Origin of the sequence: Extibacter muris (assembly GCF_004345005.1) — a bacterium.
Lineage (GTDB): Bacteria > Bacillota > Clostridia > Lachnospirales > Lachnospiraceae > Extibacter > Extibacter muris.
On the sequence record NZ_SMMX01000011.1, the window covers coordinates 30,730 to 43,692 of the forward strand.

Annotated in this window: 12 protein-coding genes and 1 pseudogene; 11 read left to right on the forward strand and 2 right to left on the reverse strand. The window is 50.6% G+C overall.

The features are described 5' to 3' along the window. The first annotated feature begins 25 nt into the window (after positions 1-25). The 5 genes and pseudogenes from uraA to E1963_RS13175 form a co-directional block, all read left to right on the forward strand. Positions 26-1,285 (forward strand): uracil permease, encoded by a 1,260-nt coding sequence (gene uraA, locus E1963_RS13155; RefSeq protein ID WP_132278677.1) that lies wholly within the window; start codon positions 26-28, stop codon positions 1,283-1,285. Between the two features lie 207 nt (positions 1,286-1,492). Then, positions 1,493-2,026 (forward strand): DUF8052 family protein, encoded by a 534-nt coding sequence (locus tag E1963_RS13160; protein WP_132278680.1) that lies wholly within the window; start codon positions 1,493-1,495, stop codon positions 2,024-2,026. Positions 2,027-2,096: 70 nt separating this feature from the next. Further along, positions 2,097-3,833 carry a carbon starvation CstA family protein gene (locus E1963_RS13165; RefSeq protein WP_132278683.1) on the forward strand — a complete coding sequence of 579 codons (1,737 nt, stop codon included), beginning with the start codon at positions 2,097-2,099 and terminating at the stop codon, positions 3,831-3,833. A gap of 768 nt (positions 3,834-4,601) precedes the next feature. Then, positions 4,602-4,964 carry a sensor histidine kinase gene (locus E1963_RS23120; protein WP_414655373.1) on the forward strand — a complete coding sequence of 121 codons (363 nt, stop codon included), beginning with the start codon at positions 4,602-4,604 and terminating at the stop codon, positions 4,962-4,964. Beyond that, a pseudogene (locus E1963_RS13175) lies at positions 4,907-5,476 on the forward strand (L-arabinose isomerase); the annotation flags it as partial. The gene E1963_RS23120 and the pseudogene E1963_RS13175, both read left to right, overlap by 58 nt. Positions 5,477-5,543: 67 nt before the next feature. Here E1963_RS13175 and E1963_RS13180 read toward each other — a convergent pair. Next, complete coding sequence (locus E1963_RS13180; RefSeq protein WP_132278686.1) at positions 5,544-6,326, reverse strand: DeoR/GlpR family DNA-binding transcription regulator; 783 nt, start codon at positions 6,324-6,326, stop codon at positions 5,544-5,546. A gap of 84 nt (positions 6,327-6,410) precedes the next feature. Next, positions 6,411-6,740, reverse strand: a complete 330-nt coding sequence (locus E1963_RS13185; RefSeq protein WP_117772662.1) for a helix-turn-helix domain-containing protein — start codon at positions 6,738-6,740, stop codon at positions 6,411-6,413. Positions 6,741-7,017: 277 nt separating this feature from the next. Between E1963_RS13185 and E1963_RS13190 the strand changes: the two genes are divergently transcribed. The 6 genes from E1963_RS13190 to E1963_RS13215 all read left to right on the forward strand — a co-directional run bounded on the left by E1963_RS13190 (position 7,018) and on the right by E1963_RS13215 (position 12,957). Then, complete coding sequence (locus E1963_RS13190; protein WP_330570826.1) at positions 7,018-8,115, forward strand: alcohol dehydrogenase catalytic domain-containing protein; 1,098 nt, start codon at positions 7,018-7,020, stop codon at positions 8,113-8,115. A 98-nt stretch (positions 8,116-8,213) separates the two neighbouring features. Next, complete coding sequence (locus E1963_RS13195; protein ID WP_132278692.1) at positions 8,214-9,578, forward strand: ABC transporter substrate-binding protein; 1,365 nt, start codon at positions 8,214-8,216, stop codon at positions 9,576-9,578. 151 nt (positions 9,579-9,729) lie between these two features. Then, a complete protein-coding gene (locus tag E1963_RS13200) occupies positions 9,730-10,626 on the forward strand; it encodes a carbohydrate ABC transporter permease (RefSeq protein WP_243117727.1) in 897 nt (298 codons plus the stop codon). Positions 10,627-10,638: 12 nt separating this feature from the next. Continuing rightward, positions 10,639-11,511 (forward strand): carbohydrate ABC transporter permease, encoded by an 873-nt coding sequence (locus tag E1963_RS13205; protein ID WP_132278695.1) that lies wholly within the window; start codon positions 10,639-10,641, stop codon positions 11,509-11,511. Positions 11,512-11,543: 32 nt separating this feature from the next. Then, positions 11,544-12,179, forward strand: coding sequence for a class II aldolase/adducin family protein (locus E1963_RS13210; protein WP_132278698.1), 636 nt, complete (start codon positions 11,544-11,546; stop codon positions 12,177-12,179). A gap of 13 nt (positions 12,180-12,192) precedes the next feature. Further along, on the forward strand, positions 12,193-12,957 hold the full coding sequence (locus E1963_RS13215) for an SDR family oxidoreductase (protein WP_132278701.1): 765 nt from the start codon (positions 12,193-12,195) through the stop codon (positions 12,955-12,957). The last annotated feature ends 6 nt before the right edge of the window (positions 12,958-12,963 follow it).

Sequence of the window (12,963 nt, forward strand, 5' to 3'; positions counted from 1 at the left end):
AAAGAACAGATGAGGAGGAAATGAAATGGAAGGTCGTAAGATTATCCAGGTAGAGGACAAGGTTCCTTTCCGGCAGCTCGTGCCGCTCAGTATCCAGCACATGTTTGCCATGTTCGGGGCATCCGTGCTCGTTCCGTTTATCTTCGGAATCAACCCGGCAATCGTGTTATTTATGAACGGCGTAGGTACACTATTGTTTATCGTGATTACAAAAGGAAAGGCGCCGGCTTATCTCGGATCCAGCTTCGCATTCCTGGCACCGGCGGGTATCGTGATAAGTGAGATGGGATATCAGTACGCACTTGGAGGATTTGTTGTAGTCGGTTTCTTCGGATGTGTGCTTGCGTTGGTTATCTACAAGTTCGGATCCGAATGGATAGACATCGTGCTGCCGCCCGCTGCCATGGGGCCGGTAGTGGCGCTTATCGGTCTGGAGCTGGCTGGTTCGGCGGCAGGTAACGCAGGGCTTCTGGATGAGAAGATTGACAGCAGAAATGTAATCGTATTTATGGTGACGCTCGGTGTAGCCGTATTCGGCAATATCGTGTTCCGCAAGTTCCTCTCCGTTATACCGATACTTATAGCAGTTATCGCGGGATATGTGGCCGCAGTCTGCTGTGGGATGGTGGATTTCGGACAGGTGGCTGCCGCATCATTGCTGGAGATGCCGAATTTCCAGACGCCCCGCTTCAGCATAGAGGCGATTCTGATTATCCTTCCGGTGCTGCTGGTCATAGCATCTGAACATATCGGGCATCAGGTGGTGACGAGCAAGATTGTGGGAAGAGATCTGCTCAAAGATCCCGGCCTCCACCGTTCCCTGCTCGGAGACAATCTCTCCACTATGTTATCCGGTATGATCGGCTCTGTCCCTACAACGACATACGGGGAGAACATCGGAGTCATGGCAGTCACGAAAGTATACAGTGTGCGCGTCATCGCAGGAGCAGCGGTGCTCTCCATCATCTGTTCTTTTGTCGGCAAGCTGTCCATGCTCATCCAGACCATTCCGGGACCGGTCATAGGAGGAATCTCTTTCCTGCTCTATGGCATGATCGGGGCATCCGGTATCCGCATCCTGGTCGATTCCCAGGTGGATTACGGAAGATCCAGGAACCTGACCCTGACATCTGTCGTATTCGTAACCGGCTTGTCCGGCATTGCGGTAAAGTTCGGAAATATACAACTGACAGGTATGGTGCTGGCATGTATCGTCGGAATGATGCTGAGCCTTATCTTCTATATACTGGATAAGCTGAAACTGACCAATGACAGAGATGAATGATGAGGGACACGGCAAAATGAATTGGGGACGGAGGTTTTTAAAAAAAACCCCGTCCCCAATTCATTTTCCGCAGTAACTTTGAGATTAAAAATAAATACAGAGTGCACTCTAAAAGTCTTGCATTTCTGCGGGATTAATGATAAAATTTAAGAGTATTTTAAGAAACGCTTTACTGTGATGCAGCGACAGCGAAGGAGAATTTCATATATGACAGGAAGAGAGCTATTAGAAAAACTGCTTGCTTCTTATGAGGCGAGCTATGACATAGAACGAACCTGCAGTATCAATGGGGATATATATGATGCACACGCGGCTTTTAGTGTGACCAGTGCCAAGTATGTCCTCGTCAAGAAGGCAGAACTGTGGCGGGCAGACTGCTTTGAGCACGTGTTTTTTCGTGTGAAGGACAGTCTTGGAGTGGACGACTTGGAGCGTTTCAGATTACAGGTTGCCTCATACATAGAACCGCAGCTCGTAAGAGGCGGAAAGAAATGGCCCGAAAAAAATCATATGTACACATACATTACGGGCGTGTTCATCTGTGAAAACGGCATCCCTGAGGAAGCCAGGCAGGCGGTGAAGAGTTTCCGCTTCGTGAAAAATTATAATTGGACAGTCCGCGGTTACAGCGAGGTAAGGATTCTCGTTTTTGACATGGAGAATAAGAAAGTCTTCGGCAACCGCGCGGCCAAAGACCTGGTGAAAGGCTATACTAAGGCCAAAGTAATAGGGCCTTTTTAGCAGCCAGCCGGAAAGCTGAAGGAGTCCGGCCGGTATACAGAACAAAAGAAGGAATGAGGAGGAAAACAAAATGAATGGTATTGTAGTATTGTTAGCGGGCATTGCGATTCTTATCATCGCCTATGTCACCTACGGCAAATGGCTTGCCAAACAGTGGGGCGTAGACCCGTCCAAGGACACGCCTGCACATACGGAAGAGGACGGTGTGGATTATGTCCCTGCAAAGGCACCTGTCCTGCTCGGACATCATTTTTCATCCATTGCAGGAGCCGGGCCGATCAACGGACCTATCCAGGCGGCAGTATTCGGATGGGTGCCCGTATTATTATGGGTGCTGATTGGAGGAATCTTCTTCGGCGCTGTCCATGACTTCGGCGCATTGTTTGCGTCCATCCGCCATAAAGGACAGTCCATGGGCGAGGTCATCGCGGACTCCATGGGAACAAAAGCAAAGAAGCTGTTTATCACGTTCTCTTATCTTACATTGATTCTCGTAGTTGCAGCCTTTGCCTCTATAGTTGCCAATACATTTATGGCTACATATACGGAGAGCGGGGCGGTAGACGTGGCAGCCAGCGCTGCCAACGCCAGAACTGCCATGATATCTATATTATTTATCGTAATTGCTGTCGTATTCGGCTTTCTCGTATACAGACGGAACGCATCGCTTGGCGTATCGACTATCGTAGGCGTCATTGCTATCGTTGCATGCATGGCAATCGGATTTAACTGGCATCCACTATACTTGAGCAGCACTACATGGATGATAATCGTAGGTATCTACATCACCGTAGCGTCTGTGACACCTGTGTGGATTCTGCTGCAGCCAAGGGACTATCTGAGCTCTTTCCTGCTCTACTTCATGATGGCTGTGGCAATCGTGGGAATCGTCGGCAGCGCGTTTACAGGCGGTGCCAGCATGGATATTCCTGCATTCACAGGATTCAAAGACACGCTGGCGCCGACCGGGGCATCGCTCGGCTATCTGTTCCCGGCCCTGTTCGTGACAATTGCCTGTGGCGCTATATCAGGCTTCCATTCGCTCGTCGGATCCGGTACGACGGCAAAACAGCTGAACAATGAAAGAGATGCCCGTCCGATTGCATACGGCGGTATGCTCATCGAGTGTGCGCTTGCTATCATTTCACTCTGCGCGGTAGGTTACATCTGGGCGAACTATGCCTCAGGAGAGACGGTTACACCGACCGTCGTATTTGCTACCGGCATCTCCAAGATGGTAGGTTCCATTCCGGGTCTGGCAGCAACAGAAGAAGTCGCTTACTCCATGCTTGTGCTTGCAGTGTCTGCATTCTGCCTGACATCGCTCGATACCGCGACACGTCTGGCCCGCTATATGTTCCAGGAGTTCTGGCTCAATCCGGGAGAGACGATTGCGGAAGCGACAGGATATAAGAAGGTGCTTACGAATCCGATTGTAGCTACGGTTATTACGGTGATACTCGGAGTCGGCCTCGGACTGACAGGATATGCGAACGTGTGGCCTCTGTTCGGAGCGGCGAACCAGCTGCTTGCGGCACTGGGACTGCTCGGCGTGGCCACATGGCTCGGCAAGGCAGGGAAGAACAACAAGATGTTCTATATCCCTATGGCATTTATGCTTGTAGTCACGATTACATCACTCTGCTTTACGATCAAGTCCAACGTAGCAGGCATCGCCCTGGGAGGCGAAGGCGTGTCATGGTGCTACGTACGTACGATTATCGCGGTTCTGCTCGTAATCCTTGCAGTAGTGCTTGCGGTTGACGGCATCAGGACGCTGATGAAGCAGGACAAAAAGGCTGCCTGACATCAGGGGCAGGCGAAGAGAGAAGGGCTATAAGATTACAGATGAACCGGCGCGGCATTGGCTGCGCCGGTTTTGCTATGGAGCCCCCACTTTCTGAAGCTTACATCTATCCATCATAATACCGCCTTCTTTCCATTTGCAGTAGGGTATGACAAAATGGATGAAACGGAGGGCAGGATGAAGAGAGAGAATTTTTTCAGGAAGAGATCCGGGGATAACAAGATACGGTTTCCTATCAAAAACAAGATAATGATGCTCACCGCGATGGCGGCCCTGCCATTTCTGACCATGGTCGTGTATCTGCTTATCACTATGATGAATTACAGCCGTGCCTACGATGATATCGTAAGGAACCTTGCCATTGCCAATAATTATAACCTGGATTTCAAAGAGGAGATGGATGAGAGCCTGTACAAGCTTGTAGTCGGATATGTTACATTTGACAATATATCCGAGAAAGACACGCTGAAGGATCCGTATGTCATGATTGATGAGCTTCGCAGCGAGTTCACGAAGCTTATGGATATAACGACGGAGACGGAGAGCAGGCTCTGGCTGGAAAGCCTGCTGCGCAATATCGACACATTGGAGATGAGGGTGGACGACATTGTGGAGAGCGTATCTGCGGGCGAGCGGTACGATGAGAATATAGAAGAGCTGGACAACAATATATATATTCTGACAGAACTGATTCAGGATGACATCCAGTATTACATATGCTACCAGACGCAGAGCATGGAAGAGGTTACCAATAACCTCAACCGCCGGATGAATGATTTCATCGTCATATGCATCATATTGGTCCTCCTTCTCGTGGCGGCGGTGACAGTGGTGACCGTCCTGATAGCTTCGGGCATCCTACGGCCGATAAGAGAGCTCTATGTTGCCACCGAGAAGATAGCGGAAGGCGATTTTGAAGTGCGGGCCAGTGCGGATTCCCGGGACGAGATCGAGGTGCTGGTCCACGGATTCAATAATATGGCAGGAAATATGCAGGGGCTGATCAGTAAGGTGAAGGAAGACGAACAGAAGATGAGGAGGGCAGACCTGCGGCTTTTGCAGGAGCAGATCAACCCTCACTTTCTGTACAATACGCTGGATACGATCGTCTGGCTGATCGAGGGCAACTAGACAGAACAGGCGGTAGATATGGTGGTCACGTTATCCGACTTCTTCCGGCTGGTGCTCAGCAAAGGAAAGGGGCAAAAGGTACTTCCTTCATGGAAGACTATACATACAACCTGGTTCCGGGTAAAGAAGGAATCCTTCAGGCCCATATGCTGGAAGTGTGCCCGTCTTGTATTTACTGCAAAAGAAGGTACCGCGGTGGCGACATCGCTCATCGACCTGGGAGGCCGGTTCCGGCTTATCATCAACAATGTAAATTGTAAACAGACAGAAAAGCCGATGCCGAAACTTCCGGTAGCCACGGCATTCTGGACGCCGGAGCCGAATCTCCAGACCGGAGCCGAAGCATGGATTCTGGCGGGAGCGCACATCACACCGCATTCTCCTATGACCTGAGTGCGGAACAGATGGGCGACTGGGCAGAAGCCATGGGAATCGAGGCGGTATACATCGATAAAGACACTACGATACGGCAGCTTAAGAACGAACTCAGGTGGAACGCGGCGGCTTACTGATTTCCCTGTTGCAATCCGTACCAGACTGTGCTACAATTCAGATACCCTAATTGCAGGGGTATCTGATTTACGTATTTTGAATCCTATATTTGGGATATTCTATATGCACCTCTTTCGTTTCAAGAAGCCTTTCCGTTTGTTTATCAAAGGAGGCATCGCAGATGAGGGTCTGTATCGGGGCCCATGTTTCTACAAGAAAGATTCCGTTCGAGTTAAATTTCGTGTGGTCCGCAAGCAGATAGTTGTGGGCTGAGTTCTGTAGTATGGTTCTTTTCACATCGATTCCGGTCGTCGCATTGTCGAAGAAGCCCCCGGCGGAGAAACCTCCGCAGGAAATAAAGGCCGTATCCACGAATATCTGCCGGGCCATATTGATCGTCGCCTCGGAGTCAAGCGTGACGCCATCGGTATGTGAGAGATAGCCGCCCATGATGAACAATTTTACATTCTGATAGTCCTTCAGATAGTTCAGGATAGCTGTACTGGCTGTGTAGACGGTCAGGGAATGCGTCCGGGGGAGCAGCTTGAGCAGCTCTAGCACGGTCGTGCTCGCATCCAGAAAGACGGAGGACGACTCCAGAAGGTGGGGCAGTGCAAGGCGGGCAATCGCCTGCTTATACTCAGTACCGTTCATGGAACGATAATAAAAAGAAAGCTCTGCCTTACTGTTGTCGGCTATGAGAGCTTTCCCGTATTTCCGTGAGACGAGCCCGTTCTGTTCCAGCTTGTCCACATATCGGCGCACCGTGACCGGTGATATGTTGAAATAACGGGCAATATGGTTGATAGATACCTCGCTGTGTTTCTTGATATAATCATATATGAGCGACTGCCTGGATGCTGACTTCATTGGGAACCCCCCTTTTTGCAAATCTTATAATGATTATAGATAGCGCGATTAGGGATGTCAAGAAAGCATTTTCGTATGTGGTCTTTAGGAGCTGTGCAGGTATTCGTCTATAATTATGTGTATGATCGCCCGGGTTCTCGGGCTCAGTTTCTTGTATTTCCCGATCAGGGCCTGCTCATCAGAATTCAGGGCATACTCCGCCACGGGCTCGATCTTATGAGGGATGGAAGTATAGCCGGCAAGGTAGTCGATAGAAGTTTCAAAATAATCCGCCATATTTTTTAATGTCTCCAGATTCGGTTCCGCAATTCCTTTTTCATACTTATATATTGACTGCTGGCTTGTATGCAGCAGGTCTGCCAGCTGCTGCTGGCTCAATCCTCTTTGTATTCTGAGCTTTTTTAGATTATCCATAGTATTCACATCCTTTTCTACTATTTTACCAACAACTGTAAGTGAAAAATAAATCTTTAAACGGTTTAAAAAGAAAACACCATAAGTTTATCGGGGAAAGTCGACATTGTGTTGCGTTATGGAACTATGTGCAAAGTGCACAAAAACTATTTTCATATACAGGATACCAGGTCAGAATGAACATTTTGTCTGTAGACAGTGAGCGTTTTGCTCCATAGAATGAAGAAAATCAATTGACCGTATATCTGTATCGCGTGAAGAAAAGGAGGCTATGCAAATGCAGTCTAAGATGAAAGCGCTCGTCACATACGGTGCTCATGACTACCGTTATGAAGAAGTGGACAGGCCGACAGCCGGTGAAGGGGAGATGATCATCAAGGTCGAGGGCTGTGGTATCTGTGCAGGGGATTTGAAGGCGTATCATGGCGGCAGCGTATTCTGGGGGGACGAAGGCAGCCCGCCTTATCTCGAAGTGCCGGCTATCGGTGGCCACGAGTTTACAGGGCGCATTGTGGAGATGGGCTCCGGAACCGAGAGGAAGGAGACATATGGAACAGCGGACAGCAGCTTCAAGGTCGGAGACCGGGTAGCGGTAGAGCAGATTACGCCATGCGGGGCATGCAGATACTGCGAAGAAGGCAGATACCACCTATGTGTACCACACAACGTATATGGATTCAAATATTATCTGAACGGAGGCTTTGCAGAATATGCGAAGCTCACGAAAGAGTCCCTTGTCTATAAGATACCGGAGGATATGCCTCTGGAGCAGGCGCTGCTGATCGAGCCCTATGCCTGTTCTCTGCATGCTGTCGGCCGGGCCGCGCCGGGTACGGATGACATCGTCGTCATCTCGGGAGCCGGGTGTCTGGGACTTGGCATGATTACCGCCGCGAGGAAGAGGAATCCGAAGTGCCTCGTCGCGCTGGATCTGAACGAGGAACGGCTTGAAAAGGCGAGGGAATTTGGATGCGATGTGACGATCAATCCGCTCCGGGAGAATCTGAAGGAGAAGATGATGGATATGACGGATGGATACGGCTGTGACGTATACATAGAGGCAACCGGACATCCGTCCAGCGTGAAGCAGGGGCTCGATATTATCTGCAAGGGAGGGAGGTTCATCGAGTTCAGCCTGTTCCTCGAGCCGGTCACATGCGACTGGAGCGTTATCGGAGATGGCAAGGAGCTTGACATGTACGGGGTGAGCCTGAGCCACAGATGTTTTCCGGAGACGATAGAAGGCCTGTACACAGGGGAGCTTAAATCGGAGGGTGTCGTGTCCCACAAGTTTGCCCTGGAAGATTATGAGGCTGCTTTTGAACAGAGCGCAAAGGGGAACGGTTCTATAAAAGTCGTGTTTACATTTGAATAATTCTGCAGGCGGACATTACGGGTGCGGGCTGAGGGCCCTCCTGCACAGCCGGGTGCGGTCGGCGGATTATTATAAATTATCAAGGAGGTAAAAAGTTTATGAAAAAAAGAATATCGGCGCTTCTGATGGTGTTGTGCATGTGTACGGGGCTTGCCGCCTGCGCAGGGAAGCAGGATGGTAAAAAGAGCGAGAAACCGTCCGAAGATGAGATCGTGGTATCAATCGCTACGCTGAACAACCCGATCGTATCCAACCTTGTCAAACTGGCACAGGAATACTATGACGAGAAGGGGGTCAAGCTGGATTTTGCGGTGCTACCGGAAAATGACCTGCGTGAGAAAGCGACGCTGGAGGCTTCTACAGGCGGTACGACTTACGACATCTATTTTACAGGTCCTTATGAAGCGAATTTCTGGATCACATATGGATGGGCAGAAAATCTGCAGCCATATATCGACAAGATGACGGATGAACAGAAGGAATCACTGGATTTGGATGATATCTTCCCAAGTATGCTGGATTCCCTGTCGGATCCGGAGACGGGGGATGTCTACGCGCTTCCGTTCTTCGGCGAGGCAAGCTTCTTCATGTACAATAAAGAGCTGCTCGATAACGCGGGAGTGACTATGCCGGAGAACCCTACATGGGAAGACATCTACGATATCGCGGTGGCGGTCGACGACGAGGAGGCAGGAATCACAGGTATGACGATGCGCGGCGCTCCGGGATGGGGCATGAGCGGAGCCCCCTTCGTCACCATCATCAATGCCATGGGCGGCAAGTTCTACGATATGGACTGGAATGCCACGGTAGAGACAGACGAACAGAGGGCTGCATGGGAGATGTATAAAAATATCCTCCGTGATGCAGGACAGGACGACATCATTACGTACACTTACAACGAATGTATCAGCCTCATGAATTCCGGCAAGTGCGGCATCTGGTATGACGCGACATCCAACGGGCCTAATCTGGAAGCAGATGATTCCCTTATCAAAGGAAAAGTAGGATATGCACCGGCCCCTTCAGGATGGCTCTGGAACTGGGGGATGAATGTCAACCCGAATTCTTCCGATGAAAAGAAGCAGGCTGCATTCGATTTCATGGTATGGGCATGTTCCAAAGACTACGTGGATCTGTCTCTTGAAAAAGACCCGAGCGGTGCGTCCACCCCGTCCGGCGTGAGAGCATCTACCTATGAGCTGGATGCGTACAAGGATCTGCCGTATGCACAGCCGACACTTGATGCGCTTTCCGACCTTGATTTTAACAATCCGTGTAAAGATGAGGTTCCTTATGTAGGACTGCAGTACATTGCAATTCCGGAATTCCAGGAAGCCGGTGATAAGATGACGGAATCTCTGGCTGCCTATGTGACGGACGAAATCACTCTGGATGAAGCGCTGGCCGCAACGCAGAAGGCCTTTGAACAGGCCGCGGAAGAAGGCGGTTACAAGAAGTAGAGCAGCATCATAAAGGGCGGCTGCCTTATGCCGGCGGCGGCCGGCGAAGCAGCCGCCCTTTATGCTCCCTGACAGGAGCGCCCGCCGCTGGCGGGCGGTGTACTGCATCTCAATGACTTACAGCACTCAAATGAAGAATGGAATGGAGCCTATGAGTAAAATAGCAAGAAACATGAAGAAAAAATATCCGGTGGAACGTAGCTTTGTAGTTCCTGCATGTGTAATCGTGGCTGTAGCTACGCAGGTGCCATTTATCCTGACGATTATCTTCTCGGCGCTGCAGTGGAACATCGTACGGCCCGATCAGGGAATTACGATTTCCGGACTTAGTAACTTCATCTACTATCTGGGGAACCCGGAATTTTATATGATCTGTCTCCAGACGATAGTGATGATTGGTGCGGCTCTGCTTTCGTGCCTTGTCTTTGGCTATCTCATCGCACTTATGCTGGACTGTGACATACCGGGCAAGACGATTTCCAGAACGCTGATCCTAAGCCCGTTTTTTATCATGACGACGACGACCGGGGTGCTCTGGAAGACTGTCATCCTGAATACTAATTTTGGATGGGTCGGAATGATAGCGGACTGGATGGGCATCAAAGCAGTCGATTTTGTGAGCTACTATGCCAGGCCGCTGGTCGTATTTTTGTTCGTATGGCAGTGGATGCCGTTTTTCGTGCTCGTCCTTCTGGGTGGACTTCAGGGGATCCCGGGGGAAGTGCTGGAGAGGGCCAGCCTGGATGGATGCAGCTGGTTTGAGATGGTATTCAAGATCAAGCTGCCGATGATATTCAACCATATGCAGGTAGCGCTCATGCTCGGGCTGATCTTTCTTGTAAAAGAGTTCGGCCTGATACTGACGACTACGGGAGGGGGGCCCGGGCAGAAGTCATATACGCTCACCTATTACATATATAAGACGCTGTTCAGCGGTTCTAACGTGGGGCGTGCCGCTGCCCTGTCCGTCATAACGGTCGTCGTGACGCTGACAGTTATCAATCTGATATTCCGGGCCATCAAAAAGCGCCGTGCGGCATACGAGTAAGGGAGGGATGACATGAAAAAAGCAGTGGTAAAACGTGATGCACGAAGCAGAAGGGCTGCGGCGAAAAAAGAGGCCAGGCGGTGGATAGCAGGTATTGTCATACTGGCCTTTGCATTATTTTATTTTTTCCCAATCCTGTACATGATCCTGAGCGGCTTTAAGACAGAGGCTGATGCGGCCGTGCCTGCGATCCTGTTCCATCCGACGCTCGTGACGTGGCAGAAAGTGCTCGCGGACGTCTCTATGATCAACTACCTGAAAAATACAATATTCCATGTACTGCTTGGAACGGGAATCTGCCTTGTGATCGGCATCCCTGCCACATATGCGCTCGTATTCGCGAAGTTTAAGAAGGAAGGGCGTGGGGAGAGCCTGTACAACTGGTTTGTCACGACGATTCTCCTTCCCCCGGTGGCTGTCCTCATACCTCTTTATATCACGTTCAAGGAACTGAACCTGAATCATACGAGGGGCGGGCTGCTGTTTCTGTACGTAGGCTTCCACCTGCCTCTGTGCATCTGGCTCCTGTATTCGTTTTTTAAAGACGTGCCGGAGGAAGTGGTGGAAGCAGCCAGGATAGATGGCTGTACAAACAGGCAGCTGATCATGCGGATCATCATTCCGCTTACGAAGACGGGAATCATGACAGCAGGGCTTCTTGTCGCAGTATTCATCTGGAATGAATTCTTCCTGGGTTATAATCTGACGACAAATGCGACAGCCACGCTTCCGGTCTATATGGCAAGGTTCGGGCAGCAGCAGGGCCAGTTTATCGCACAGCTGTCGGCATCCGCCTCCATCTCGTGCATTCCGCCTATGATATTTGGCTGGATATCACAGAAATCGCTGATTAAGGGGCTGACGGCAGGAGCGGTCAAAGGATAGCGAAAATACAATTATAAGGAGATTACTTGAATATGGACAGAGAATTGATAAGGCAGGTGCTTACGGTTGCAAAGCGTCTGGATGAAAAGAATCTGGTCAATGCTTACGAGGGAAACATATCGGCCAAGAGCGGCGATACTGTCTATATAACGCCCACCGGAAAGAACAAGGCGTTTCTGACAGAAGATATGATTGCTGCGGTAGATAAAAAGGGGAATCAGACAGGCGGAAGCTGTAAGCCCACATCAGAACTTCCCATGCACCTCCAGGCATATGAGATCAGAAAAGATATCGGCGGAGTCGTACACTGCCATCCCACGTTCCTGACCGCACATGCCATATGCAACAGGCCGGTGGTCACGAAAGGATATCCTGAGATGATGGCAAACTTCAAGGTATTTGAAGTGGCGCCCTACGGGCGGCCCGGCACCGGGGATATCCTGAAAGGCGCGATTCCGATCTTCGCACACAGTGACGTGGTGATTCTCGGGAATCATGGCGTACTGGCGGTCGGCAAGACGGTGGAGGATGCCATGAATAAAGTAGAGGCGGCAGAAGCCATAACAAAGGCACTGTATTATGCCGATGTACTTGACAGGCCGTTAGATCTGAGCGTGGAAGAGTGTGAATATTTCTATCACATATATGACTGCAAATACAGCAGATAGAGGAGTGGAAAGGATGAATATACTTGATAAGTTTTCTTTGAAGGGCAAGAAGGTACTCGTGACAGGAGGAGCCCGGGGAATCGGGCTGAATTATGCCATGGCAGCGGCCGGAGCCGGAGCGGATGTGGCGCTTGCGGATATTGACGGAACCAAAGCCAGGGAGGAGGCCGGGAAACTCAGCCGTGCATATGGAATTCAAGCGGCCGGCCTCGAGGTGGATGTTACCAGCCCGGAGCAGGTGGAGGAGATGTGTTCTTCCATGGCAAAAAAGATGGGCCGGATCGACGTGGCATTCTGCAATGCCGGGATATCCATCAATATTCCGGCAGAAGAGATGACCTTAGACCAGTGGAGGAAAGTGATAGACATCAACCTGACAGGAGTGTTCCTCACTGCGACGGCGGCAGGAAGATACATGATACGCCAGGGAGGAGGCTCCATCATCAATACTGCATCCATGTCGGGGCATATCGTGAATATTCCACAGCCACAGGCCGCCTATAATGCTTCAAAGGCCGGGGTCATCATGCTTACAAAATCGCTTGCGGTTGAGTGGGCGGGAAAAAATGTACGGGTCAACAGCATAAGTCCGGGATATATTATGACCGACCTGATCAAAGGGCATGAGCTCATTCCGGTATGGACCGGCCTCTCTCCCCTGGAACGGATGGGCTGTCCGGAAGAACTGCAGGGAGTGGCGCTCTATCTTGCGAGCGATGCCGGCACATTTACGACGGGTGCTGATTTTGTCGTGGACGGCGCCTATACCTGCGTATGACAGGGG

What these genes read in the sequence shown, in the direction of transcription:
- E1963_RS23120 (WP_414655373.1), top strand. Translation starts at nt 4,602, where the DNA reads ATGAATGATTTCATCGTCATATGCATCATATTGGTCCTCCTTCTCGTG.
- E1963_RS13160 (WP_132278680.1), top strand. Translation starts at nt 1,493, where the DNA reads ATGACAGGAAGAGAGCTATTAGAAAAACTGCTTGCTTCTTATGAGGCG.
- E1963_RS13200 (WP_243117727.1), top strand. Translation starts at nt 9,730, where the DNA reads ATGAGTAAAATAGCAAGAAACATGAAGAAAAAATATCCGGTGGAACGT.
- E1963_RS13210 (WP_132278698.1), top strand. Translation starts at nt 11,544, where the DNA reads ATGGACAGAGAATTGATAAGGCAGGTGCTTACGGTTGCAAAGCGTCTG.
- E1963_RS13185 (WP_117772662.1), bottom strand. Translation starts at nt 6,740, where the DNA reads ATGGATAATCTAAAAAAGCTCAGAATACAAAGAGGATTGAGCCAGCAG.
- uraA (WP_132278677.1), top strand. Translation starts at nt 26, where the DNA reads ATGGAAGGTCGTAAGATTATCCAGGTAGAGGACAAGGTTCCTTTCCGG.
- E1963_RS13165 (WP_132278683.1), top strand. Translation starts at nt 2,097, where the DNA reads ATGAATGGTATTGTAGTATTGTTAGCGGGCATTGCGATTCTTATCATC.
- E1963_RS13215 (WP_132278701.1), top strand. Translation starts at nt 12,193, where the DNA reads ATGAATATACTTGATAAGTTTTCTTTGAAGGGCAAGAAGGTACTCGTG.
- E1963_RS13195 (WP_132278692.1), top strand. Translation starts at nt 8,214, where the DNA reads ATGAAAAAAAGAATATCGGCGCTTCTGATGGTGTTGTGCATGTGTACG.
- E1963_RS13205 (WP_132278695.1), top strand. Translation starts at nt 10,639, where the DNA reads ATGAAAAAAGCAGTGGTAAAACGTGATGCACGAAGCAGAAGGGCTGCG.
- E1963_RS13180 (WP_132278686.1), bottom strand. Translation starts at nt 6,326, where the DNA reads ATGAAGTCAGCATCCAGGCAGTCGCTCATATATGATTATATCAAGAAA.
- E1963_RS13190 (WP_330570826.1), top strand. Translation starts at nt 7,018, where the DNA reads ATGCAGTCTAAGATGAAAGCGCTCGTCACATACGGTGCTCATGACTAC.